The 25824-nt window shown below is 55.6% G+C and carries 16 protein-coding genes and 1 tRNA gene; 14 read left to right on the top strand and 3 right to left on the bottom strand.

Going from position 1 to position 25824, the window contains the following annotated elements; translation table 11 throughout:
- Positions 1-3 precede the first annotated feature (3 nt).
- Together SFX18_09820 and SFX18_09815 are read left to right on the top strand one after the other, a co-directional pair.
- Positions 4-1821: an ATP-binding protein gene (locus SFX18_09820; protein ID MDX1963439.1), complete on the top strand. Its 1818-nt coding sequence runs from the start codon at positions 4-6 to the stop codon at positions 1819-1821.
- A gap of 437 nt (positions 1822-2258) precedes the next feature.
- Positions 2259-3263, top strand: coding sequence for a BON domain-containing protein (locus SFX18_09815; GenBank protein ID MDX1963438.1), 1005 nt, complete (start codon positions 2259-2261; stop codon positions 3261-3263).
- 282 nt (positions 3264-3545) lie between these two features.
- Here the strand turns inward: SFX18_09815 and SFX18_09810 are convergent, their stop codons facing one another.
- From SFX18_09810 to SFX18_09800, 3 genes are read right to left on the bottom strand one after another with little or no spacing between them, the layout of a single operon-like run.
- The gene (locus SFX18_09810; GenBank protein MDX1963437.1) at positions 3546-5549 is read right to left on the bottom strand and encodes a matrixin family metalloprotease; all 2004 of its coding nucleotides are present in this window, start codon (positions 5547-5549) and stop codon (positions 3546-3548) included.
- 48 nt (positions 5550-5597) lie between these two features.
- Positions 5598-8789 carry a protein kinase gene (locus tag SFX18_09805; protein MDX1963436.1) on the bottom strand — a complete coding sequence of 1064 codons (3192 nt, stop codon included), beginning with the start codon at positions 8787-8789 and terminating at the stop codon, positions 5598-5600.
- Complete coding sequence (locus tag SFX18_09800; GenBank protein ID MDX1963435.1) at positions 8786-9433, bottom strand: sigma-70 family RNA polymerase sigma factor; 648 nt, start codon at positions 9431-9433, stop codon at positions 8786-8788. Before SFX18_09800 ends, SFX18_09805 begins: the two co-directional genes overlap by 4 nt.
- 260 nt (positions 9434-9693) lie before the next feature.
- Here SFX18_09800 and SFX18_09795 point away from each other — a divergent pair, with 260 nt between their 5' ends.
- The 12 genes from SFX18_09795 to SFX18_09740 all read left to right on the top strand — a co-directional run bounded on the left by SFX18_09795 (position 9694) and on the right by SFX18_09740 (position 25683).
- Positions 9694-10629, top strand: coding sequence for a hypothetical protein (locus tag SFX18_09795; GenBank protein MDX1963434.1), 936 nt, complete (start codon positions 9694-9696; stop codon positions 10627-10629).
- 403 nt (positions 10630-11032) lie between these two features.
- Positions 11033-11608 (top strand): hypothetical protein, encoded by a 576-nt coding sequence (locus tag SFX18_09790; GenBank protein MDX1963433.1) that lies wholly within the window; start codon positions 11033-11035, stop codon positions 11606-11608.
- 147 nt (positions 11609-11755) lie between these two features.
- Positions 11756-12634: a MotA/TolQ/ExbB proton channel family protein gene (locus SFX18_09785; protein ID MDX1963432.1), complete on the top strand. Its 879-nt coding sequence runs from the start codon at positions 11756-11758 to the stop codon at positions 12632-12634.
- Positions 12635-12740: 106 nt separating this feature from the next.
- Positions 12741-13166: a biopolymer transporter ExbD gene (locus tag SFX18_09780; protein ID MDX1963431.1), complete on the top strand. Its 426-nt coding sequence runs from the start codon at positions 12741-12743 to the stop codon at positions 13164-13166.
- Between the two features lie 206 nt (positions 13167-13372).
- Positions 13373-15487: a hypothetical protein gene (locus SFX18_09775; protein ID MDX1963430.1), complete on the top strand. Its 2115-nt coding sequence runs from the start codon at positions 13373-13375 to the stop codon at positions 15485-15487.
- A gap of 222 nt (positions 15488-15709) precedes the next feature.
- Positions 15710-15898, top strand: a complete 189-nt coding sequence (locus tag SFX18_09770) for a twin-arginine translocase TatA/TatE family subunit (protein ID MDX1963429.1) — start codon at positions 15710-15712, stop codon at positions 15896-15898.
- 87 nt (positions 15899-15985) lie between these two features.
- Positions 15986-16300, top strand: a complete 315-nt coding sequence (locus SFX18_09765) for a twin-arginine translocase TatA/TatE family subunit (protein ID MDX1963428.1) — start codon at positions 15986-15988, stop codon at positions 16298-16300.
- 229 nt (positions 16301-16529) lie between these two features.
- Positions 16530-16603, top strand: a tRNA-Val gene (locus SFX18_09760).
- Between the two features lie 280 nt (positions 16604-16883).
- Positions 16884-17507, top strand: a complete 624-nt coding sequence (locus SFX18_09755) for a hypothetical protein (protein MDX1963427.1) — start codon at positions 16884-16886, stop codon at positions 17505-17507.
- 322 nt (positions 17508-17829) lie between these two features.
- Positions 17830-18240, top strand: a complete 411-nt coding sequence (locus tag SFX18_09750; GenBank protein MDX1963426.1) for a hypothetical protein — start codon at positions 17830-17832, stop codon at positions 18238-18240.
- A 442-nt stretch (positions 18241-18682) separates the two neighbouring features.
- Positions 18683-24241, top strand: a complete 5559-nt coding sequence (locus SFX18_09745) for a Calx-beta domain-containing protein (protein ID MDX1963425.1) — start codon at positions 18683-18685, stop codon at positions 24239-24241.
- Between the two features lie 176 nt (positions 24242-24417).
- The gene (locus SFX18_09740) at positions 24418-25683 is read left to right on the top strand and encodes a DUF1559 domain-containing protein (protein ID MDX1963424.1); all 1266 of its coding nucleotides are present in this window, start codon (positions 24418-24420) and stop codon (positions 25681-25683) included.
- Positions 25684-25824: the final 141 nt, after the last annotated feature.

The following is a 25824-nucleotide window of genomic DNA, read 5'->3' as shown; positions in this document are numbered from 1 at the left end:
AGCATGTCGTATCAATCCTTTAAACGCGTCTTGGGCGAATCCAGGCTGGAAATCAAATGCCTGCTGCTGTTTGCTGGATGTTTATTGGTTTTGATCTTGGGAAGTTTTTGGTGGTATGGCAACCGGACCGAGGAACTGGTCTATGCCAATACCCGTAATACCGGACAGGCTCTGGTCGATCCGGTCCTGGTCCAGGTGCATTGGGAAAACGACGAAAAGAATATTCCCTCGCTTCAAGGATACGAAGAAGTTGTCGAGGAATTAGGCAAAGACTGGCAATCCAAAAAATACAAATATCAAGTTTTTTCTTTGTATAATAAGGATCAAAAGCATCATCCGGCTACCGAGGAAGAACGGCAGGTCTACGAACGATTTTTTAAACTGCAACCCTATAAAAAAACCGCACCCGTCGAGAATCAAACCGGAATTGCTTATGCGGGAAATAACGACGAGTTATTTGAGGAATTTCGGGATAACGCCCGGGGTATCTATTCCTATTATCAGCCGGTCTGGGCGTCAAATTCGCAGTGTATCATCTGCCATGACACCATGTATAAAAACTATCTTACTCGTCAGGGGATCGCCTTTGATCCCACCAAAACGGAATTGCGGGAAGGGGATCTGCTGGGCGTGGTAAAAATTATCCTGCCGGATTCCGATACTCAAAAAGCGATTAATTTTAATCGGGCGATCTTTTTGGGAGCGGCGATCATTACGACGTTCTTCGCCGTGGTGGCGGTCTATGTGATCGTGCGGTATGTCATTGTCAAACCGCTAAAACACCTGCGTGATGTCAGCGACGAAGTCGCCCGCGGCAAGCTGGATGCCCGGGCCGAAATTCAAACCGCCGACGAGTTTGAGGACTTGGCCAATTCGTTTAATAAAATGGTGCGGCATCTGGTCGAAGCCCAGGAAGAATTAACGCAGGGGAAGACCGAATTGGATCTAAAGGTTGACGAACTAGCGCAGCTGAATATGCGGCTGTACGAGATGAACCGTCTGAAAAGCGATTTTCTCGCCACCATGAGTCACGAGCTGCGCACGCCGCTGAACAGCATTATTGGCTTTAGCGATGTGTTAAGTTCCATCAAATCGCTCGATGACAAACAGCAGCGCTACGTGACCAATATTCAAAAGTCGGGGCGGATGCTGCTCGACATGATCAATGACATCTTGGACCTGGCAAAAATTGAAAGCGGCAAGATGGAACTGCGGTTGAGCGAATTTCGCATTGATCACGCCATTTCCGCGCAGTGCGACATGGCCCGCCCCCTGGCCGAGCGGAAAAATATCGATCTCGAGGCCGCGATCGAGCCCGATTTACCGCCCCTCTTTCAGGACTTGGGCAAATTGCAGCAAATCTTAAACAACTTGCTGTCCAATGCCATCAAATTTACCCCCGAAGGGGGGCGAATTACTGTCTCCGCCCGGATGGTCCCGGCGACTTTGGCGGGAGAGAACCATGCGAGCGAAAATGGCCAAGTGGTCTATGGCGACCTGCTACTCAGCGTGGCGGACACCGGCGTGGGGATCTCGCCCGAGGATCAAACCGCGATTTTTGAAAAATTTCGCCAGGGGACCCAGGTCCTGGCCCGCGGCGATGCCATGACCCGCGAGTATTCGGGGACGGGTCTAGGACTGTCGATTGTGAAGGAACTGTGCAAATTGCTGGGGGGAGAAATAAACCTGCATAGTGAATTGGGTAAGGGAAGCACTTTTACCGTGCAATTACCCTGGGCGCGCAGAGAAATGCCCGCGCGGCAGGAACTTGCCTTTCCCGCTACTGCTAGCGTCAAACAGGTCTTAAAGGCAACGGCATAATCGGCAAGGTTTTCTTAGATTGGGCAGCTTGCCAAAGAGTGGTTTGAATGCCGTTTTGTTTTTATAAGCCTATGGCTGGTATGGGTTTAAGAGACGTGTCTTATATCTGCTATGCCCGGCAGAATTGCCATTTTCAATAAATCCCGAAAAAAACTCCCCAACGGCACAATCGGTATCCGACACTGAATATCAGTCACTTGCGTGCACTGCGCTGGAGGATGCCACAGCGGCTGATTTTTGGGATTCTTTTACACCCGCGTAAAGGAATTCGCCGCTATGCCCACCCGGCAGATAACGTGCGGTGGCTAACGGGATCTAGTCAACAACAAGGAATCGCGTGGACTGCCGTGGTCAGCGGCAGGGATGCCTGGCGGGAACATCCGTAGGATGCCCCAAAGGTTTGCCACACGATTCGACGCGTGCTACAGGAGGGAAACATGCGACGGTTTTGGTTAGGATTGGCGATTTCCGGGTGCGCTGCCCTGCTGCCCACGGTGGGCCGGGCCGACGACCAGGATTTAGCCCAGCAGATTGCCGAGAATTTTAAGAACAGCGGCCAGTTGAAGGGCTACAGCATCAATGTGGTCGTGGAAGGGGGGATCGTCGAGTTGAACGGCCGCGTTAGCAACGCCGATCAACTGGATCGTGCGATTGCCCTGGCCGAGGTGACCCCCGGGATCGAACGGGTGGTTAATAATCTGGAAATCAAGGCTCCCGCTCCGCGGGGGGCCGCTAACGGCCTTCGCCAGCCGAACAATTTATTTGCCAACCAGCCCACCCCCGCCCCGGCGGAAGTGCAACGGGTCTCGGCGGCGATGCCGACCCAGCCCACTTATGCCCCGCAGGCGACCAGCCAACGGCCGATGCCAATGCAGCAACGGCAAATGGCGCAATCGCGTCCGCAACAATACCCCATGGCTCAGCAATACGCGCCGGCTCCGCAGTATGCAGCGCAGCCCCGTCCGGCGCAATACGCCCAACCCCTACCGCAATCCGCCGGTCGCCCGGTGGGAACGGCCTCTGGGACCAGCGGCAAGATTACCTATGCCAACACTGGTTCCACACCACGCAAGGTGAACACCCAAGGAGCCCGTCCGTTGGGTTATCCCCAACTGGCGAGCCGCCAAGTACCAGCGGCTGGCGATAGTTATGCCGTTCCGGGAGAATTAGGAGTTCAGGGAGCGCCCCTGCCGGCGCACATTCCTAGCCCCGCGTCGTGCCCGCCTCCGGCGATGTATGACAGCCCCAACATGCCGAATTACGCCTGGCCTAGCTACGCGGCTTATCCCAACTACGCCGCGGTGAACTATCCCAAGCAGTATTCCGCGACGGCTTGGCCGTACATTGGGCCGTTTTATCCCTATCCGCAAGTTCCGCTGGGTTGGCGGAAAGTGTCGCTGGAATGGGATGATGGATGGTGGTTCCTGGACTTTAAGGACTAAGGTTGTGTGATTAACGGCGAAAGGAAAGGTTGCCCGCAGGACACAGCAGCCTGTCCCGTCGCCGAAACACGGCTACCACGAATATTAGTTTATCCAATGGTTGCCGTCTCGGGAAAAGCTAGTTCTAGGACCGCCCTGGCGGATATTGCCTAGGGCAGTGATTGATCCGTGATTCTCCACAGAAAGTTATGTTGACTGACCCCGCCCCCCGAATCGCGATAGCGCGGTTCGGGGTGTTTTTTTTATTGCGGGGGTATGGATGCGCCGCGAGTATGGGCAGTCTTATGGCGAGCCAACGGGTACCCGGGGTCGCACCCAGGTAAAGTTGCGTCCAAAGAAATAAAAGCTGTAATAGGGACGCGTGGGAACAGTGTAGGTGGGAACATAGCCTCCGCCCACGGGCGTACCCCCCGGGTCGACGCGCGTGGGACCAAGGGGATCGCTAAGAACAAGCGCGGCTAAATGAAATGTCAGGCGCTGGTTGAGCTGCGGGTTAACGCCATCCACCATGAATTTAAGGGTATAAACCCCGGGACGCAGCAAGGCCGAAAAAGTGGCTGGTTCTCCAGTAGTGGCGGTAAAGGTCCCGACGAGTTGCATCGTCGAGTTATAAATACCTAGTCGAACCGTTGCGGGCGTGGTGGAGCCCGCGGGGGCATTCACGGTCAGGCGCCAATGATGCAGGCGCGATTCGGTGTTCCGCAGCAGGTAGGTTTGCTCTAGCGTGGTTTCATTCAGCCAGCCCGCGGCCAAACTGCGAAAAAAAGTTTGTGTCCGACGAAAATCGGCGGCTAACAGATAATTTCCCTCCAACTGCGAACCGTTGGGCTGCGCGGCGGCGATCTTGATGTAGTAATTTGCCCCGGGGGTGATGTTTTTGATTTCCAGGGAATACGCGCCAGAGTCATTTCTTAATACCGTGGCGGGTAACAAGCTGGAAAAATCCGCCATGGCGGAAACACTCAACGCCGGTTGAAAATCTTGGGGATTAAGCGGCCAAACCGCCACAACCAGCGCGGCCATGGTATTTGCGTCCGCTGGCGCAGTGATGCGGTAGAAGTCGCGATCGGTGGAAAAACTCAGGCTGGCCCGCTGGCTATAATCCCATGGTACGCCAATTGTACTGACTTTGGGGTTGAGCACCACCAGCGTGTCTATGCCATCGTCGTCATCCCCCCGGTCGTCATTGATAAAAGTCGACACCGAAGGGAAGAGCGCTTCCTGCGCCTCCAGTCCAATCGCCAGCTCATAACCACCCACGTCAAAGGCATTGCCCGCCGCTCCCGCGACCGACACGGAATAAACTTCGCCTTCCTGGGCATTTGCCACATATAATTCCAGGTCACCGATGGTCGGACTACTGGCCGCCGCCTGACCGACGATGTTTCCTTGCGAGTCACGAACTGTTATCTGGGCTTGTAATAAACTGATATTACTGGTGCGCAATACCACCCGATAATCATTCAGCCCGGCGGGAAGGGTGAATTGATAAAAATCCACATCGGTCCGCGTGGTCAGATCGGCGGCGGCGATAAACGGGGCTGCTCCGGCCCGGGGATCAATTCCGATGTATTGATCCACATCGCTAATAAAACTTAGCGGCGTGGCGGTGGAGGACTGGTTGTTGCCTCCGGTCCCCTCAAAACGGTCCGCGCGCCGGGGTCCGTATAAACGCTGGACTTCCTGGATATCCAAGGAGGACAAATCCGTCCGTGGGCCTAGATAATTGCCGAATAACACCGATTCTGGAGCCACGCTGGGAGCCAGGCTGAGGGCGTGGCCGGTCTCTTGTAACAGAACCGTGAAAAGGTCAAAAGCCGCGCCTGGACCCACTCCAAAAGTGAATTGCGTGTTGACCACCACCTCGCCCGACCAATCGCTGTAAAGATTGTAGGGAGCCGCGACGGCCAATTCATTATTCGACAGCGGCACCGCGCCGATGCGAATATCTCCCGCGCCGCTCAAGCCCTGCGCGCTGGTGGTTTTGCCAAAAGGGGCCGGGCCGTCGTCTGTCACGTGAAAATTTAAGTTCGCATAATTGGCCCAGGTTTGCAGGGCCAACAATGTTTGGGTTTGCCAGGTTTCGCGCGTCAGTTGCGCGTCCAGTTGGGCAAACAACGCGCTTGCTTGTCCGTCGATTTGCGTGCCATCCTCCGCAAAGCTGACCGTCAGCCGCTCTGGCTCCGGCCAGGGATTACCCCAGGTCGTAAATAGATCGCGCGACTCCAGCCGCTCGATATTCAGGCGGCGGTGGTGGCGACGGTTGATGGAAAAAGGTCGTTGCATCGTTCCTGAAGTGTAATCGCCAGTCTTGCCCCGCGCGTGGCGCGGTGATTATTGGGAAACGGGGGGAGTGACGGTTGTTTCCCCAGCGGCAGAGTGGCTCATTTCGCCGGGTAATTGTGAAAATCTATTTAACAATTCTAAAAATTCCGCATCCGACCGTAGTGGGTCCAGGTCCCGATCCGTGGCGACCCAGTCCAGTAAACGCGGTTCAGCCTGGAATGCCAGGGTGGCTAGGTTATAAGCTTGGGCTTTATCCCCTTTGTCCTGCCGAGAGGTCAGCGCGTATATCCCCGCCAATTGATAAAGTGTTTGGGGATTGCGATCCAGTTTGAGACAAGCCTGGGCATCGGCGTGGGCCTGTTCGCGCTTACCCAACCGCGCCAAAAGCACGCCCCGTCCCCCCAGCGCGGGCAGGTAAGCGGGGTCCAGCTTTAGCAACTGATCCAAGACCGCCACCGCCTCCTCAACCTGGCCTAATTGTTCCGACAAGGCATGGGCCTTGTTTTGCAGTGCCTCGCGCGAATGGGGATTTAATTGTAGCGCTTTGTCAAAACACGTGATGGCCTGGCCAGGCGCACTGTCCAGTTGCTCGTATCCCAGGGCCACCCAGCCCGTCTCGTCCGTGGGTGTGCTGGCCAGGGCGGCGGCTTTGTCGCGCTGGGCGGCGGCGGCATCGCCGAGTAACGTATGCGCCTTGCTCCGCCATAGTAATGCCCGGGTCTGGTGTTGACCGACGGCCAGGACATCATCCAGTAGTTGCTTGGCCGGGAGGGGTTGATTGAGTTCTAGTAACGCTAACGCGCGGTTGATATCGGCGGCCCAAAAATTCCGTTCGCGTTGGCTGGCAGCCGAAAAATCGGCCTCCGCGGCGGCAAAATCCCGACTGCGCAGATGGCATAGTCCTCGGCCAAAGTAAGCCCAGGCCACATCCTCGCGCAGAGCCATGCAGACAGCGAAGGCGGCGGCCGCGGAGGGGAATTTTTCTTGGTGGTAGTAGGCCTGTCCCAGTGTCAGCCAGATGGCGTAATTGCGTGCTTCCAAGAGCGCTGCCCGCTCTAACAGCGGAATCGCCTGGCCATACGCGCCACGACGGCACAACTCTTGACTGGCAACCAGCAAATCGGCGGCACTGGCCGTTTTTTCACGGGAGGCATTCTCGACCCTGGCCAAGAGCATTTCTGTATTGACCGGGGATGAAAGATTTTCGGCTTGCCAACGCAATCCTAGGGGCCGTTCGGGCGAGAATTGCTTGGCCGCGTGTTCTTGCCACATCCGGGCCTGGTTCCAGGCCACTTGGCGAACGTTTTGATCGGCGCTGGATTGTGATTGTTGTAAAAATACCCGCGACAGACTGAGGGACAGTTCACCGGCGGCGTGTCGTAATTTTTTTTGTTCCGCGGGGGTCAGGGCGGCGGCTAACGCGGTCTGGCGTTCGGGGTGAAACGCGGCCTCCTCGAGGGTTTGTAACGCCGTTTGGGCTTGAAAGATGCCGGGCGTCGTCAAATCCAGATCACCGCCAGATAGTGACAGCAGGAGTTCGCTACGATCCTTGGCGGTGTAAAAATTGGCTTGCGTGTCACGAATATCGGCGACGAGCAAATCATGCCGCGAGGTCAGCAACGCGTTACCCCGAGACCAACTCAAAGTCGCCAAGGGAATCAGAATACAAGCGGCCAACGCCGCGGTGGCCAAACCCGTGGCCAAGCGGGGTTGTCGCCGCCGCCATTTGGACAGCCGTTCCAGCCAGGATTTTTCACGCGCGTACCGCAGCGGAAAATTTTCCAATTGCCGATCCAAATCCGTCCGCAATTCCGCAGCGGTTTGATAACGAGCGGCGGGGTCAAAGGCCAAGCACTTGGCGACGATGGCATCCACGGCGGGGGTTAACCCGGGGCTTTTTCCGGCGAGTGCGGCGGGTACGCGACGGCGTTCGTCCAGTTGCGCCGCAATTTGTTCCTTCCCGATTGTTTGTGCGTTGGCCGTGACGCGTCGTTCCCCCCGCAAAAATTCATAAAGGACCAGGCCCAGCGAATAAATATCGCTCCGTTCATCCAGTTTTTCATTGCCAGTATTAAAGTGCCGTAATTGTTCCGGGGACATATAGCCCAACGTCCCGCCAACTTTTTCGACTTCGGTTGTCGATTCCCTCCGTTGGTCGCGGGCTAAATTAAAATCCAGCAAGAGGGGCGTGCCATCATCGGCAAGCAGAATATTCGCCGGTTTGATATCCAGATGCAAAATACCGCGGGAATGCGCGTGCTGCAGGCCATCGGCCAACCGCGCAAAGAGCCATAGAACCGCCGTCGCGTAGTCGGAGTTTTGCAACCGCTGCAACGCCGGGTGCGGTCCCACCAACAACTCTTCCGCCTCCGGGTGAGTGAGCCGATCCAGGATGTCGGGAACTTGGGATGCACCAGCGCTGGTCGATAGGGATGGTTCCTTACCCAGCGTGGATTGCTGATTACACAACGTCGATTGTTGATTGCACAATGTGGACAACAATGCCTGGCTGGAATGCGGAGGACGGTCCCCTCCCGGCAATCCCCGCAGCACCTGGGCAAACGTGGTTGCTCCGTAATACGGCATGCAAAGCGTGGTCTGCCCCCGCCCCACATGTACGGAGTAGATCGGGACGATGTTGGCATGTTGCAGGCGGGCCAGGATTTGCGGCTCGCTCAGTTCGGCGGAGGTGATTTTCAACACGACCAATCGCTGGGCCAGAATAGCTTGCCGTGCTAAATAGACCTTGCCAAAGGTGCCGCTACCTAATTCTCCTAAAATTGTAAAACCGCAATCCTCCACCGCGGTGGATTGCGCGCTATCGCCCCGCGACGCGCCTGCCGGCGCGGGGAGAGATAGTTCGCGGAGCAGACTGGGGGAAAACCGCCACGGATCCAGGCTATCGCCCAATTGTTCCGCGGCGCAGGCCCCCACCAGTCGCCGGTATTCATATTCCAGCCGCGAGCTAATAGCCGAGACCTGGAATAGTTCGGGATAGCGCTGCCGGTATTCGTCCAGCAACAACGATTCGCCCCGGTCCGCCCGCTGTTCCAGGTCCACCCGGGCTAGTTCGCACAAGATATCCAAATACTGGGGATGGCTGGCGGCGGGAGCAAATTCGCGCAAATCCCGGCCCGCCGCGTCGGGATTGGCATTTTCAAAGACCTGCACATAGTCGTCCAGCAGTAATTCCGCCGGGGTAACGGGGGAAAGTTGGCGCGCGGGGGCGGGAATATTCATAACAGTGGCTCCGGGGCATCGTCTCCCAGGTTTTTAAGTAAAGCAGCGCGGGCTTCTTGCAAGAGTCGTTCCACTGTCCGTTTGGAACGCTGTACCCGCGCGGCAATTTCGGCAACCTCGTAATTTTGGATCCGCAGTTCCACCACCGCCCGGTGTTGGGCGGGGAGATCCTCGATCGCCTCGGCGATGAGCAACCGGGTCAAATCCCCCTGTTCGGCCGAGAGTCCGGGACCGGCGGGATGTTGATCTTCAAAGGGGACCGTGCAGCGGATGTCGCGCATCCCCGCCCGCTGCAGGGCTTCTTCAGAGCGAACACGGTTGAGGGCAATAACCATCAGCAGCGACCACAAATCGGCCCCCCGGGGCAAATCGTAATTCCCCCGATCCACCGATGCAAAGAATCGGCGAAAAACCGATTGCACGATATCTTCGGCGTCGATTCTTTGGCCCGCGGCGCGGGATAAATTGTATTTTGCTAGGCGCTCCAATTTGGCCGCGTATCGTGCAAATAACTGTTCCGCCGCAGCGTTGTTTCCCTGCCGATAAAACTGCAATAACGACCCGTCGCTATGCGGTTTTTCCTCTGAATCCGAAAAACCGCGCGCGGTTCGATCTGGCGGGTCCTGAGAGGGAAGGATAGTCATGAAACACGCGAATCTGGGTAAAAACAGAGCCTTGCTTGGCTTTATTCTAGTTAGAGGACCGCAAAAAGACAGGTAAACCGCCACGTTCCCCGCCAATTCCAAAAAAGTCCACGTAAATTCCAGATTTTACGTTTTTGCTGACGGTTCGGGGCAGTTCCATTGGTCCTTTGGGATGAAGGTCGGCGGCATGTGCCGCTGGCAATTTCGCACCCTGACCCGCCCACCCCGGGCCTCGGTCATTTACACGGGAGTGTAACACTATGTCAGTCAGAAATCGTTTGCGTAACGGCCGCCAGCTAAAGTTTGAACAATGTGAATCGCGCATCGCGCTGGCGGGCGATGTGGCCATCGCCCTAGAGGGAACGCTGCTCAATGTGACCGGTGACAACCTGGGTAATGAAATCAACATCACTCAAAGCGATGCAGGGAATGTCACGATTCGCGGTCTCAATGGGACCACCGTGAACGGCCTGCCCGCGGTAACATTGCTTAATCCCGGCTTGGAAAAGCTGGACATTCGCATGGGCGATGGCAACGACCGCGTCACGGTTGGCCGCGTCAGCCTGGAAGGGGATTTGAATGTCGATTTGGGGACGGGAAATGATTTTGTCGCCGTGGGAGCCCGCGTGGCCAATAACGTCTCGATCATTGGTGACGCCGGCAGCGACCAGGCCAATGTGAATAACGCGATTATTCGCGGCGATTTGGTGGTCGATTTGGGCCAGGACGCCGGGCGGGTGGTGCTCAACAACACCTCGGTCGGGTTCAATGCCACCATCATTACCGATGCCGGCAATGACGTGATTACCAGCAACGGCCTTATCGTGGGGGGAAACCTGAGCGTCGAATCCAAGGCCGGCAATGACAGCGTCACCCTGATCAACGGTTCGGCCTTTGCCCTGGGGATCACCACCGACCTGGGGGATGACCGCGTCAGCCTGTCGAATTACAGCTCGACCGAGGATTTGAACATCGAAACCGGCGATAACAACGACCGCGTGACGCTGACCTCAGTTACTTCCAGCAAATCCATCAACATCAATACCGACTCCGGCAACGATACCATCATCGCCACCAACGTTCGCGCCGCGCTGGACGCCGTGCTAGCGGGGGGAGCCGGTTTTGACGCGTTCGACGATAACGGCTTCTTTGGCACGACCAAGACCGAAGTCAAGGAAATCGAGTCGTTTATCTAGTCCGCCGGGTTTGCCAAAATTGCCGGGATTGCGCGGGGAAGCCTTACTCCCCCTGCAGACGCCGTCCGATTCGCACAGCCAGCACCTTTCGGTGCCAGCAGCTAGCTGTGCGGGTCGCGGCGTTTTTTTGTTTAGCCCGATAAATCAGGACGCGATGGATGCTAGCGGCTGTTCTTGGCCCGGATATACACCCCCGCTTGTTGATAGCGGAGCGCGCAAGGAATGTTTTCTTTGGCATATTCCGAAATATCCGCAAGTTCGGCAAAGTTTTACACGATAATTTTGGTAGTCATGAAAGTGCCAAGCATTGGCACACACCCGCATTCGCCAGGGTGCCGCGCGTCAAGGAAGGTTTCTTTGCCCGGTCCGGCGAATTGAGCCATCAGGTCCCAAGGAGTGGTGCATGTCGCTCAAGTTCAAAGCCGCGTTCGCGGCGTTCTGTTCGCTCTGGATTTTGGGCAGCACCGGCTGCTTTTGGATTGTGTCGCAGGGACCCAACCTGGGTTTCCTGTCGTTTCCAATCCCTGTTTCTCCTTATATGCAAGAAGAGCAGGAATACCGGCATCACATGCACGAGCGCTATGACCGCGTGCCGATTTTAGGCCCGATCACCGCTGGCGGGCCGGTTCAGGCCATTGATCCCCCTAGCGATGACGAAGTCATGCGGGCTTTGGAAAAAGCCCGTCCGGTGCGCGGCGGCTGGCCCTACCTCGAGGAAAAGCAACGCAATAATGTGCGCATTGTCAAGGAAAAGTTCGCCGACTATGTCGATGAACCGCGGTTTTACCCCTTGCTAGGCCCCGCGCAACTGCACCACGCCCATTACAAGTGCATTATTTACTTTGACGAAACCACCCGGGTCGGTTGGCCGATTCCGCACACCTTGCACAAACCCGAGGAAGTCGAAGTGGTGTATATCGACCATAACCACTTTCACATGGTGGGGAATGTCGATACGGGCGTGGGTAGCCCCTACTAACACGCGACTTGCCCGTGGGCCGCGCAATCGAATGAACGTCGACACAGCTCGGGGTCCCTTACCCCGGGCTGTTCGCGTGTTATAGGGTAATTTGCCCTGCGTAGCGGGTTGTTGGTCAAAAAAACTCATCGCGGTTTAGGTGCAGTCATGTTGACCCATCTTTGGACACCAGCGGATCAAACGCCCGGGCGCGCCTGGACGCTGTTGCGCTTGTTTTGGATTGCGGTGTTGTGCGGGTTGGCCTGTTGCTCGACGTATCTCTACGGACAAAATCCGGCACAACCCGCGTCCGCCTCTTCCCCCTCCGCACGGGAAAGCACGTCCCCCCCATCCGCGGCGGATGCTCCGCCCCCCGCGGTCAGTAAAAATCTGTTTAGCTTTATCACCGATGGCGGATATCTGATGATTCCGCTGGTCGGCTGTTCCTTTGTGCTGTTGGTGTTTACCTTTGAACGGTTTATCAGCCTGCATACCGCGCGGATCATTCCGGGACCGTTTGTCAAACGATTGATTCAGCAATTAGGGGAAAACCAACTCGATAAGGAACAGGCACTCTTGGTCTGTGCCGAAAATGGCAGCATCGCCGCCCGGGTGCTGGCGGCGGGGGTCAAAAAATGGGGCCGTTCGGCCGCTGAAATGGAACAAGCCCTGATCGACGCCGGCGAACGGGGAGCCCACGAGCTGCGCCGTTTTTTACGCGTCTTTAATAGCCTGGCCACCATCGGACCGCTGTTGGGTCTCTTGGGCACCGTCTTTGGCATTATCCAGGCCTTTAAGGATATCGCCGCGGCGGATGCCCCGGGCCGTATGGAAATGCTGAGCCACAGTATTAGCGAGGCGCTCTTAACCACGGCGACCGGTCTGGCGGTCGCCATACCGGCGGTCGCGTTTTATATGTATTTTGCCAGCCGCGTGGATCGGCTGTTGATTCGTTTGGATGCCTTGGGCCAGGAACTGGTGGAGTTAATCTCCGCCGAGGCTCTGCAGGAACGGGCACGCCCGGCCAAACTAAAAAAAGCGGCATAAGTGGGAGTTTCGAGTTTGGAGGTTGGAGTTACGCGACCTCCCGACTTGTCGCTATTTACTAGCCTACTCCAATTCTCCAAACTCAATATCTCCAGCCTCCATTAGCATGCCTCTCAAAACCCTCCCCCTCGAAGAACCAACGCTCAATCTCACGCCGATGATCGACGTGATCATGACGCTGATCATCTTCTTTATGGTGGCGACCAAATTCACCGAAGAGGAACGAAGCATCGATCTGCGTTTACCCACGGCAAAAAGTTCTAACAGCGAAGCGGCGTCGGCCTTGACGCCCAAAGTGGTCAACGTCCAGGCGGATGGAGGGATATTCCTCGGAGCCCAGTCGGTCTCCCTAGAACAACTGACCCTGCAATTGACGCAACTGCGCATCCAGCAACCAAAGATCCAGGTCATCGTGCGCGGGGATCAATTTACCACCCATGGCCGCATGGCCGAAGTTTATCATGCCGTCCGGCAGGCGGGCGTGCCGGAATTAGGCATCGCCTACACGACGTCGGAGAACCTTAGAAAATAGGCATTCTACGGTAAAACTAGCAATTACATAATATTTTCCGGGAATTAATGCCTGCGCAGGGACGCAATTGATCATGCTCCCCGGATGTTTTCCAACATCGTGCCATAGCCCGTCGGTACTTTAGCCGATACTTCTACAGATACGCGCTCTTAGTTGGCAAGCGAGTCACAGCTTGCAGATTCACACCGCCTGGCCATCGTCTTTCCGTGCAAGATTTTTGGAATCACATTGCCGTTATTTGGAACCGTGCCAGTTGGACCAGTATTGCCCTGTATGTGGGCCTGGCTCTGCTGTCACTGGCGGTTATGGTGCTGATGCGCACCAAGTGGGGCCAAACCCAGCCCCTCACCAAATGCATCGGGTTATCGGTGCTGGCGCATTTGCTCTTGGCACTGTACGCCATGACCATCGAAATTGTCCACTCTCCGGCGGGTGCGTCTGTTGGTCAGGGAATCCATGCCACGTTGATTGATTTGGGGCCGGTCGCCTGGGAGCAACTGGCCCCACCCGTTGATCAACCTTCCACGGACGCTCATTCAACGCCCGGCGACGCTCCCGAATTGCAATCCGCCACCGACTTGGAACATCTGGCCCAACTGGCTCCGCAGCGGTCAGGCGAACTGCTGCGCGCTAGCAAATATAACGCCACGGTCGCCAAAGACCCCGCCGCACAAGCTGCGACATCGGAGCCGCAACCCCTACCCGAAAATGCCCCCCCCACGCTGGACGCCTCGCCCAAAGCTAGCGATCAGGTTGCGCGGATGACCCCACTTCCCGCGCAGGATCCCCTCCCTGTAACGCACAAAGCCGCTTCCCCCCCTTCCCCCGTTTCCCCGGCAATGGCCGCCGTCCCAGTGGCCATCGTGGCCAAAACGGCCTTGCCGGTAACCGGGACTGACGTAACGGCAAAGTCCATCACCCAGGACAGTACGTTATCCACCGCGTTACAACCACCGGCCGAACCCCAACCTTCAGGGGAGTTACCTCCCGCGGCTGTTGGTTCCCCTCCCATCGCTCCCTCGTTCCCCGCGACGAACACAAATCAGCCCGGCTCTGTTGTCGCCGCGTCGACAGCTGTTCCACAAGCGGCGCTAAGCTCGAACGCATCGGGAGCAATCCCGGATAATCCTGGAAATACTCTCCCGGCCAGTTTACCCTCTTCCGCCGCGCGGCAGGTCGATTCCCCGGCGGTTTCCGGGCAAAATGTTCAGTCGATTGCCAGCACTCCCCCGTCAAACCCGGGGATTCATGTCCCTGCGATTTATCAAGACCGCTTTGCCGCGGATCGGCTCACGCTGCTGAAAAGTCGCGGCGGCACAATCGAGTCCGAGGCCGCCGTCCAGGCCGCGCTCGCTTGGCTGGCGGCGGCCCAATCCCCCGATGGCAGTTGGAATGCGGCAAAGTATGGCGCGGGGGCCGAACGCCAAGTTTTGGGGCATAATCGCGCCGGTGCCGGCGCCAAGGCCGACACCGCCATGACCGGCTTGGCGTTGCTTGCCTTTTTAGGGGCCGGGCACACCCATCTCGAGGGGAAATATAGCACCAACGTCCGCCTTGGGTTGGAATATTTATTAAGTGTCCAAGCGCGCGATGGCAACCTTAGCGGCCAGGCGGAACTGTTTGCCGCGATGTACGCCCATGGCATGGCGACGTTGGCCATTAGCGAAGCCCTGGCCATGTCCCGCGACACACGGCTAGAATCCGCCGTACGTAAAGCCCTTAATTTCACAATTGCGGCCCAACACCTCCCCACGGGAAGCTGGCGGTATCAAACCAACGAACCAGGAGACATGAGCCAGTTGGGCTGGCAACTGATGGCGCTCAAAAGTGGCGAAGCGGCCGGAATATCGATTCCCGCGGCCACGCGGGAGGGCATGGTGCGATTTATTCGCTCCGCCTCGGGAGGGACGCATGGGGGACTGGCCGCTTACCGCGCGGGGGAACGAATGACACGCCCAATGACCGCCGAAGGTTTGGTCTGCCGGCAGTTCCTGGGCATGCAGTCCTCCAATCCGGCGGGCCAAGAAGCGGCGGTGTATTTGCTGGGGGAATTGCCCCACCCGCAGCGAATTAACTTGTATTACTGGTACTATGGCACGTTGGGAATGTACCAACAGGGCGGGCCCGCCTGGGAAAAATGGAATCAGGCCCTGCAAGCGACGTTATTGCCCCGACAAGTCATCAGCGGTACCCACGCCGGAAGCTGGGATCCCGACTGTGTCTGGGGAGGCTACGGGGGGCGGGTCTATTCTACGGCTATGGGGGCCCTCTGCTTGGAAATTTATTATCGGTACTTGCCCATGTATCAGAGGGAACGCTAATTTTCCTGATGGGAACTGGCGTAACATGGAAAAAATTGGGAATTCGGCTGAAAACCGGCTTTTGCGGCATACGTCGATAGAGGTAGTTTGACACTCATCCCGCCTAAGGCAATAATTAGGTATTGTAAACCCCTTCCCACCCTGGCGGCCGGGTTGCCGCTCCCACCGGGTTGGATCTTGGTCCCCCGGCTTTGGCCGTCTTTTGACTGTTAGGAAATAATTATGCTGTACGGCTTTACTTTTGGACCTGTCGAAATTGTGGTGGTCGGTGTGGTCATTTTGCTGCTGTTTGGCAATCGCCTGCCGGGGGTCATGCGCTCGCTGGGCCAGGGTGTTACCGAATTTAAGAAAGGGGTGGCTGGTATCGAGGACGAAACCACCCCGCGTGAATTTACCAAGGAAAAGAATTAACACCTTTTTCCGTTGGTGAATGGGCGGTTTGGGGCAAGCTGGCAAATCCTCTCGCAACATAACTTTTGGCACTAAATCAGGTTAATTATGCTCCCCAATATTGGCTCGGTGGAAATGGTGGTGATTGGCGTGATTGCCGTCCTGTTATTCGGCAAAAATCTCCCTTCCGTCGGGCGCAGCCTGGGCCGGAGTTTTGTCGAATTTAAAAAAGGCCTAAGCGGTATCCAGGAGCAGATCAATTCGGCGGTCAATGACACCCCCGCGGCGAATCGTAGTTCGGGCTACCGTAGCAGTGACGATTACCAGGAACCCACGGCCCCGCGATTTGAGCCCCCCGCGACGAAAAATAGTGATTTTTCTCCGCCAACGGGCGAACCCCGCCCCATCGAACAGGTCTCTTAATTTTCAGGCGTCAGACACGTGGGGAGTTAATAAACAGAGTTTTGGGAAGTTGCTGGAATTTCTTCTTCGGGGAAACGGGGCGTTTTTGCACCTTGGCAGCCGCCCCGGGGCGCGATAAACTCATTTTGTGTGAATTGGCCAGGGGGATGAGGTTTTGACTGGTTGGTTGTTTAGCGTATCCTCTGGTCACATAACCGCGGTTTAGCAAATAACAGCGGTAAGAGGCTGCGGGCGCATAGCTCAGTTGGTTAGAGCGCGATGCTCACACCGTCGAGGTCACAGGTTCGAGCCCTGTTGCGCCCAATTATTCTTTTCATTTTTTCCACAGTTAGCGTAATCCCGGGCGATACGCATTCTCTCTGTGCCGGGCTAGCCAAGCACTTTCGTTCCCGAGCCAGACAGCGGACGGAAGCTGTTTTTTAAATAGTTACGAAATATCCAGTGGGCTGCTAGTGCTACGGACACTGGAGTAAGTTTCCGAGCCTTCCTCCTAAACCAAAACAGAGCATCAGGATTCACTATTTTTGTGAGCGGCAATGACCAGACTGAACATTTTTCACAATATGCCTTGAAGGAAGTCCACATGTCCGCCGAGGAAAAACATGGGATTTACAAGCTGGAATTCTCGCTCCATAGCTGGGCCTTGGGTCCGGTGGATGAGAATTTTAAGAATATCGACGCTATGGAGTGGGAAAATGGCTATACAGGGAAAATCTTTGCCACCATTCCCTATCGTCCCGGTGATTTCGAACCAAAGGAGCTAGCGGAAGTCGCGGATATTGTCAAATTGTCAGAGAAAAGCATTGCCATGTGTTGTAGTGATAAATTTGTTGAACGCGTTGCTTCAAACATATTCATTCAACCGCATCGTAATCATAAGATAATATTACTCAATCGCTCAAAGCAGCAATTAAGTGTCTATCATGTTTTTGATGTAAAATCTGCTGATCGCATACCTGTTTTGGACTACAAACATTCTCAATTGGATGGAACTCCAGCGCTGGATGGTAAACCACAAGTGTTTAGCCTTGCCTATTGTAAAAAACTTTACATACAACCAGAAAGGTTACCTGAATATGATCTCTTTTTAAGTGAGGGTCATCGCTGGATGGCCACGGCTAAAGTGCTGAAGCTTTGCAAGCAACACCGCATCAAAGGCTTGAAATTTGATTGGATCGAGGCATACAAGCCGGATGCAAAAAAATGATCTGACATCTAGAACGCCCTGTCGCAGTGGAAGCAGGCTAGCGGGTAGCCCAGCTAATCGCCCATTGGCTAGCACTGGAACTTGTTCCAGTGTGCGCAGCACAAGAAGCCCACTGACAGTAGCAGAAAAATTTGAAGAAATGCTTCTTGCCGCTGCGCGGCCAAGGAACAAGTTCCTTGGGTACCCTTGAGAATAACTGGGCTACCCGCTAACAACGATCACATTCTTATAGCGCCACAAAAACCAATGTCTATTGGTGACGCCATTGTCATTTTCGGTAACTTGAATTGGCAACCCGTTTCTCCTCCATAAAAGTATCACGATGACAACCGACCAATTGCAGCTCTTAGAGGAACTCAAGGAATGCTGGCGTAAGCGCGCGGTTGGGAAAGAATATACACTTGTAGCCGCCAAGTATTTCGTGTCTCTTGGAATGACCCCTCAGGCAAGAGACGAAGTGTGGGAAGTGTGTAAACAGTTTTCTTCTTTTGCCGCAGCAGAACTCACCGCCAATCCAGATTTAGAAGATTATTATGAAACAGAATTTATGGGGTTTTCTGAAACTGTGGCTCATTACTGTTGTCAATCACTAAGACTCTTTAACCATGACAACTATGATCAAGAAGGTCGATTTATTGGATTTGAAAAATATGATGCGGCCACGAAACACCACGAGCGACGGATGCGGGAATCCAATGGTGGCGGTGGTAAAGGATCGGTTCTTGGTGAGTAGCGGTGGTATCGCTGCGCTTCATCAGCGGCTAAGGGTGGCCGTTCCTGCGAGGTGGACGTGAAACAATTATTAAAGGTAAACAACATGACCCATGCGTTAATAATACGTTAGCGATACGTTAGAAAATGATTGTCTCAATCCAAAAGTAGCCATATTTCCCCAGATTAATTCTTATCTTTGGACATAAAAATGCATGGAAATGATGGATGATTTATTTCTCTTTGCAAGCATTCTCATCAAAGAACGTGGATTTTCTCATAAACCCCTAATCATGCGCAAATGATCGGACTGTAATATCTGTTTCTCCGTTTGAATCCTTGCAGACGTTATTGGGCGAGTCCTCGTGCCTCGCGCGTACTGATTGCTTAATTGGGTGAATGGTTCACCCCTGTAACACTGGGCAGACTAGGCAATTTAAACCGTTTCTCATCTGGAGTACTCCATGCGATCGATGTCCAACTGGTCGATGTTCCGCAATTCCCGTCAGCGTAAAGGCGCCCAGGCCCAACAGGCCGCCACCCATGCCAAGCGAACCCGCTTGATGTACGAATCCCTGGAAAATCGGTCCATGATGGCCGTCGCCTCATTTACAGAGGGTGTTGGTGGTTATACCGGTACTCAGGATACGGTGTTGTTCTCTAAGGAACCGTCGGTGAATTTTGGAACAGAGACCGGGATCAGCGTGGATCAGCAGGATGCGGGGGGGGTTCGCCAGGGTTTGTTGCGATATGACGGGATTTTTGGGACGGGTGCGGGCCAGATTCCATTTGGTTCTACGATCAACTCCGCGACCTTGACGGTATCGGTATTTAATGATTCCAATGCCTCGATGCAGATGAGTCTGTATCGGATGAATGTAAATTGGGATCAAAACGTGGCCACGTGGAATTCCTTTGGCTCTATTGGTGGCGTGAATGCGTCGGAGAACGAAGTTCAAGGCTTGCCACCCGACGCGATCTTGTTTGATTCCACAACCGGTGTCAAAGTATTTAATGTTAAGACGTCGTTGGAGCATTGGGTCACCGGCGAAACTAACTTTGGCTGGTTGATTGAATCCGCGGCGACCAACGGTTGGGACTTTGACACCTCGGAAGCGACCTTGGCAAATCGGCCAGTCTTAACGGTTGATTACACCCCACCCAGCGGTGCGGGGTCCTTCAAGTTTTTGACCACGAATAGCTTGCACCCCGAAGGCAACACCGGTACCAGCACGGCGATTGTGGATGTGGCGCGAATTGGCGGGACCACAGGTACCGTGACGGTTGATTACACGATTACCGCGGGCACAGCAACCGGCGGTAGTGACTTTGTGTTGGGGAACGGACAATTAACATTCAATGACGGCGTGGCCACTCAGCCAATTTCCATCACGGTCAATGGTGACACGACATTGGAAGGCCTGGAAACAGTCAACATCACTCTCAGCAACCCGCAAAATGGGTCCAGTATCTCCGGTGCGAATGCCACATTATCTATTGCCGATGACGACGCGTTGATCAGCGAAGTCTTGGCCAATGTGACGAATGCCGGTTCCGACGAAACCAACCGTGAATACATTGAACTTTTGGGGACGCCGGGTGCTAGCCTGAATGGGTATTACTTTGTCGTGTTCGAAGGAGAAGAAGAAGAAAACGGTGGATCGGGCAGTGGTCGGGCCGACTTTGTGCTGGATCTGAGCGGACAGTTTTTTGGCAGCAACGGTATTTTAGTGATTACGCCGACCGCTTGGTCGTACACCCCTGATCCGGCTTCCAGCGTCTTTGCCACCGCCGCGTTAAATGGTGTGGGGGGCGTGTTGGAAGATTCCTCCCAAACGTATGCCTTGATCCGCAGCCCGATCAATCCGATCGTGCAAGGTACGGATTATGACACCGTGGGTGCCTATGCTAATACGACCGCTACAGCGGACGGTCCCGGTGTGGGGATTTTAGATCAACTTCCTGTGGGTGCCGAGATTATGGACTCGGTGTTTGTGGTCGAAGGTGGTGGTGGCGACCGTGATCGTGCAGCGACTTTGCAGCATCCCGGTATCCATGTGCATCAGCCGAACGGCCTAGGTAGCAGCAACACGACCTCGGACGTTGTTACCCGCCGGTTTGATGAACGCGATCCCAACTCGATTGGGGTGTGGTACAACGGCGATATTCCGAATGGCGCTACGGGCGTGTATGCCGCTCCTTCCGCTACAGAAACTTACTCCAGCGTGGTAACCCCCGCCGGTGCTCAAATTACCCCTGGCGCCCTTAATATTTTGCGGACAATTGGCTTTAGCGTTTCGGCGATCAGCGTGGACGAAGCCGCTGGCATTGTCAGCTTGACCATCACCCGCGCCGGGGATTTGTCTCAAGCGATTAGTGTCAATTACGCCACATCCGGCGGCACCGCCACCTCCAATGTGGACTTTACCGCCGAAAGCGGTCCGATCAACTTTGGTATTGGAGATTCCAGCGAGACGATTGATATCGCCATTCTACCCGACATGATCGCGGAAGGGTTCGAAAGCTTTACCGTCACGCTCAGCAGCGTGACCAGCCCCTTCCAAATTGTCGTGCCGACTGTGACCGTGACGATTGTTGACGCCAACGTCAGCGTGCAGACCTTCCAAGATGGTGTGAACGGATATAACAGTACCGATGATGTGACGCTTAACAGCATCCAGCCAAATGATTCGTTTGGTGGAACCACGGCGGTCAGTATTGATGAAGAAGTTGGCGCCTTGACTGGCCAGGATTCCCGTCCCGCCCAGGGCTTGCTTAAGTTTGGCAACCTGTTTGGTAACGCCATCAATCAAGTTCCCGCCGGGTCGCAGATTTTCAGCGCGTTTCTGACGCTGAACGTGAATAATCCCAGCACTCCCACCTCACAGATTCGTTTGTTCCAAATGCTGAAGGATTGGGATGAATCCACCGCGACTTTCTCTGATCCCCAGGGTAATCTCGGTTCGGATATTGTGAATGGTGTCACACCGGACGATGTGGAAGCCACTGCTGATATTAGCTCAGTCGTCCCTACCCCCGGCGTGGCCGGTTTGGTCCAAATTCCGCTGGATACAGACCTAGTGCAAGCTTGGGCAAATAACACCCTCCCCAATTATGGCTGGGCCATCATTAATGATGGCGGCAATGACTGGAACTTTAACAGTTCTGATTCATTCGACGCGGCTTTACTGCCGAAGTTGACTATTCTGTATACCGCGCCGACCGGCCAGGGAACATTCTCGTTCTCCGATGCCGATTACAAAGTGAACGAAAACGGCACTGCCAGCATCAAGGTGCACCGCGAAGGTGGCTCGGCGGGGACGGTAACGATCAACTACCAAATCACCGATGGGACCGGTTCCGCAACGACCGATATCACCGGATCGGCTTCGGGTAGTTTGACGTTCAGCCCCGGCGAACTCTTCGAAACGATCACCATTCCGATTAATAACGATTCCACATTGGAACGGAATGAAACACTCAATCTGTCGATCTCTGGCGGCGGGGCGACTTATGCCCGTAATGCGGCCGTGCTCACCATTCGTGATAACGACTTTAACACCGCCAACCCGACATTATTGCTCAACGAGTTCTTTATCAATTCCCCCGGCAACGACGGCACGCATGAATTCGCGGAATTGACCGGTTTGGCCGGCGCGGGCCTGGGTTCGCTCTACTTTGTGGTAATTGATGGTGACGTCGGTCCCGCCGAAGGCTCCGGCGACTTGGTCGTGGACATCGGCACATTTGTCAACGGTGCCAATGGTCAAACCGTGATCGGCGCTGGCACAAACTTTGACTTTAGCTTGCCCTCCGATGCGACCTTTATCGGTCGTCCGGAACTGAACGTCGAAGCCTTGGCCAATGACACCGCCACTTACGCGTTGATGTTTAGTCCCTCTTCGAGCTTGACGACGACCTCGTTTGACTACGACTGGGATAATGACGGCACGTTGGAATTGCCCGCCGGAACAGTCTTTATTGACTCGGTCACCGTTAGGGATACGGGTGCGTCGGATCGGGCTTATGGGCCGGGTGGTGCGGGCAGCGTGATTGATGCCCTCCTCAATCCCAACCTGTATGTGGCGGACGCCATCAGCCGCTTCCGTGGTAACACCACTGCAAATACTGCTTCGGCCTGGTTCCACGGCGACTTGGTGCCAAATGGGGACGATCCCGCGAAGTACAACGTGCCCAATGCCGTGGGCCTGCCAGCACCGGGAGCGGCGCTGACACCCGGCGAGATCAACACTGGTACGCCCGTGCAAAGCCCGCTGGTATCGCTGTTATCAGTCGTGCCGAATGCCCCAGTGGGGACGGTCACACTCACCTTCAACGGCCCAGTTAGCCAAGTGCTTGACCCAAGTGGGTTGAACGGCATCTCCATCACCCAGCCAAATGGCCAGCCTTTCCCGCAAGTTGATGTCATTCCGCAGATCAGCGGTCTGTTTACCAACACCCTCACGCTCTCCTTTACCGGGATCGGCGTCAGCGGCGGGTTGCTCCCATCCGGTAACTTCCGGCTGAACTTTGTGGGTGATAGCCTCATCGGCAATGGCCGGGCCGTGGACGCCGCAAATAACGGCACCACCACGGGCAGCAACGCGTTCTTTGACTTTACCGTCAATAACGCCCCGGCTGCTCCGACCGGACTCACCGCCACCGCGACCGCGGCTAACAAGATCTCCTTGGCTTGGTCGGACAACGCCACCAACGAGACCGGTTACCGTGTGGAACGCTCCACCGGCGGGCCGTTCACCACCATCGCCACACTGCCAGCCAACACCACCAGCTACGTCAACACCCAGGTGCAGTCGTATATCAACTACACCTATCGCGTAGTGGCGACCGGCGCGGTTGATTCCGCTCCGTCCAATACCGATGTGGAAAGCACCGTGCTCGAGGTGATCACCGGTACCGCGAATGCCGACACCTACCGTGTCCGCCGCGTCGGCACGTTGTTGGAAGTGTACGAAAACACCGTTCCCGGTGTGGGCGTGACTCCCGATTACTCGGCTGAACTGGCGGCCATGACCACGGGCTTGTTGACGATCAACACCCTCGGTGGCAACGACGCCCTGCTGGTGAATACCAACGGTAACGCGACCCTGGGTCTCAACCGGATCGCGTACAATCCCGGTGGCGATACCAACACCCTGGAACTGACCGCTGGCGAGGCCCGGGTCGATAGCAACGCCACGGGCGGCATCCTGGACACCACCGTGCTGGGTGGAGCCACTTTGGTCACCTCTGGTATCCGCCAACGGGGACTGAATCTGGCTGGTGCCAGTGCCATCGCCGAGATTCTGCCAAATGGCGGAGCGACCGGCCTCGTGGTTTTGGACAGCTTGACCGTGGCCAATGACGCCGTGTTGGACCTGAACGATAATGATCTGGTTCTGACCTATGATCCGCTGGGACCCAACCCACTGACCACCATCACCGGTTATGTGGATAATTCCTACAGTTCGGGCGCGGTTCCCGGCAGCGGTTTGCCCGTTATTGGCAGTACCACGGTTGATTCCTCTGGTGGTTCCCGCGTCATTATCCCCGTGGATAACGCCAACAGCCAATTTGGCGATGTCGGCAATCCGTTCTACGATTTGACCTTGGGCAATAGCACCCTGGGGACTGGCTTTAATCAAATCGTGGTTCGCTTTACCTATCCGGGTGACTATAACCTGGATGGCCAAGTGGACGGCGCCGACTACACCGTGGTCGATTCTAACCTGGGCACCCCGACCCCCGGACTCTCCGGTGGCTGGACTCTGGGTGATGGCGACTTTAGCGGTTTCATCGAACCCGCGGATTACCTGCCGATCGACTCCAACTTTGGCAGCGGGGTGGGGAATCCCCTGACCGCAGCGACAGTCACGGCCCTCTTTGCCGAGGAACAAGACTGGCGTTTGGAGCAAGTTCGCGCTGGCTCGGCTTGGGAACAAGCCATTGCCAACGTCGGCGGCAAGACCAAAAAGACCGCCGCCCATGCCGCGGCGGAAATCTTTGGTAGCGATTGGAAGTAAGTCAAGTTTCATTAACTTCTTCCCTGGGAATAATGCCCAGATATGTTAATATCTAATATTCCCGCTCCCCCCGATTATCCCGGGGGGGCGGGTTTTTACTAATTCATCATTTTTTCATCGCCTCTTTGCCTGCTTTTGGGCAAAGTGGCATACTTTTTTTGATAAGGGTTTCAAGGATGTTATGTTTTTTTAGTTGCGTCAGGACTCGACGCTCGCCAGTTCGCCCGCGGGCGTTCACTTTGGTCGAGTTGTTAGTCGTTATTGGGATTATTGGCATTTTGGTCGCGTTGTTATTACCGGCCATTCAGTCCGCCCGCGAAGCCGCGCGGCGTTCCGCATGTAACAACAACGTGCGGCAAATCGCCATCGCCTGCGTTAATTTTGAATCGGCCAATAAATTTTTGCCCCCTGGCGGGCCAACTTGCGTCGATATTCAGCCTGAACAGGTAACACCAGAGGGCTACCCCAAGGCTGGCTACAAAAACGGCAAGGTCCCCTCGTGGTGGGTCAGCGGCACACAGGCTCCTGGCGGGACCAAGGCCGAATGTTACGGCCCCAATTGGGCGGTACAGGTCTTGGCCTATTTAGAAGAAAAAGCAATCGCGGACTTTGTGGCGCGGGCGATCCGGGAATTTCCCGAAGATTCGTACGAAGCCAATCCCCCGGACAATTGGGACCTCAAGCGCGATAATTTTGGCGGGATCGGCGGGCGGGTCAATGGTTCATGGCGTTGCCCCAGTTCCACTTCCGCCGAGAATGTGTTTTATAATGACCAGGACGATACGGGAACATACAATGGCGGCCAAAGCAGCGGTCCGTATCAAAGCGGCAGCATGGCCCTGGGCCATCTGAGCAAGGGAAATTACGCTGCCTGCTTTGGCGGGGATAGCATGTTACACGCCGTCCCCAGCCAGTCCACTAGCCCCAAAAACCCCAAGCCCCACCTAGCGGGCGTCATGGGCATGGTCCGCATCCAAAAATACCCCCCCCAAGCCCGCATGGGTAAAGGGAACTCTGTCAAGCGCATCACCGACGGCATGTCTAAAAGCGTTATGATCAGCGAGGTGCTGACATTTGATGTGATTGACGGCAATAACGCGGGCGAAGGGGGAGAGCCGGGCAATGACGACTGGCGCGGGGCCTGGATGATCCCCAGTGTGGGGGCTAGCGCGTTTACGGGTCGTTTTCAGCCGAATTCCCCGGAACCAGACGTTATTCCCGCCTGCGGCACCCTGGTCAAGGACACCCCCGGCGCGCCGCCGTGCTTTGAAAACACTGACAGCGGCGGCAATATTTATGCCAGCGCCCGCAGCGCCCATCCCGGTGGGGTGAATACCGCACGGGCGGATGCCAGTGTGGAATTTGTGTCAGAGGATATTAATCTGGCGGCTTGGCAGGCGCTCTGCACCCGCGCGGGAAACGAAGCACCCACCGGCCAGTAAGCAACCACGGCCAGCCTGTAACAAACCAGCCGTTATGATTAACTGACGGCTGTTTCTCCGGTGGCCAAATCTATTTTGATCTTCAAAAAGCAGCAGGAGCGTATTTTACGCTCCTGTTTTTTTGCGCTTGCTCTCTTGACT

The organism is Pirellulales bacterium (assembly GCA_033762255.1).
GTDB lineage: Bacteria > Planctomycetota > Planctomycetia > Pirellulales > JALHPA01 > JANRLT01.
This window is presented reverse-complemented; position numbering and strand designations above follow the sequence as displayed.

Coding starts and splice junctions, on each gene's coding strand:
- SFX18_09815 (MDX1963438.1), top strand. CDS start 2,259: ATGCGACGGTTTTGGTTAGGATTGGCGATTTCCGGGTGCGCTGCCCTG.
- SFX18_09820 (MDX1963439.1), top strand. CDS start 4: ATGTCGTATCAATCCTTTAAACGCGTCTTGGGCGAATCCAGGCTGGAA.
- SFX18_09810 (MDX1963437.1), bottom strand. CDS start 5,549: ATGCAACGACCTTTTTCCATCAACCGTCGCCACCACCGCCGCCTGAAT.
- SFX18_09740 (MDX1963424.1), top strand. CDS start 24,418: ATGTTATGTTTTTTTAGTTGCGTCAGGACTCGACGCTCGCCAGTTCGC.
- SFX18_09770 (MDX1963429.1), top strand. CDS start 15,710: ATGCTGTACGGCTTTACTTTTGGACCTGTCGAAATTGTGGTGGTCGGT.
- SFX18_09785 (MDX1963432.1), top strand. CDS start 11,756: ATGTTGACCCATCTTTGGACACCAGCGGATCAAACGCCCGGGCGCGCC.
- SFX18_09795 (MDX1963434.1), top strand. CDS start 9,694: ATGTCAGTCAGAAATCGTTTGCGTAACGGCCGCCAGCTAAAGTTTGAA.
- SFX18_09745 (MDX1963425.1), top strand. CDS start 18,683: ATGCGATCGATGTCCAACTGGTCGATGTTCCGCAATTCCCGTCAGCGT.
- SFX18_09780 (MDX1963431.1), top strand. CDS start 12,741: ATGCCTCTCAAAACCCTCCCCCTCGAAGAACCAACGCTCAATCTCACG.
- SFX18_09800 (MDX1963435.1), bottom strand. CDS start 9,433: ATGACTATCCTTCCCTCTCAGGACCCGCCAGATCGAACCGCGCGCGGT.
- SFX18_09790 (MDX1963433.1), top strand. CDS start 11,033: ATGTCGCTCAAGTTCAAAGCCGCGTTCGCGGCGTTCTGTTCGCTCTGG.
- SFX18_09750 (MDX1963426.1), top strand. CDS start 17,830: ATGACAACCGACCAATTGCAGCTCTTAGAGGAACTCAAGGAATGCTGG.
- SFX18_09805 (MDX1963436.1), bottom strand. CDS start 8,789: ATGAATATTCCCGCCCCCGCGCGCCAACTTTCCCCCGTTACCCCGGCG.
- SFX18_09765 (MDX1963428.1), top strand. CDS start 15,986: ATGCTCCCCAATATTGGCTCGGTGGAAATGGTGGTGATTGGCGTGATT.
- SFX18_09755 (MDX1963427.1), top strand. CDS start 16,884: ATGTCCGCCGAGGAAAAACATGGGATTTACAAGCTGGAATTCTCGCTC.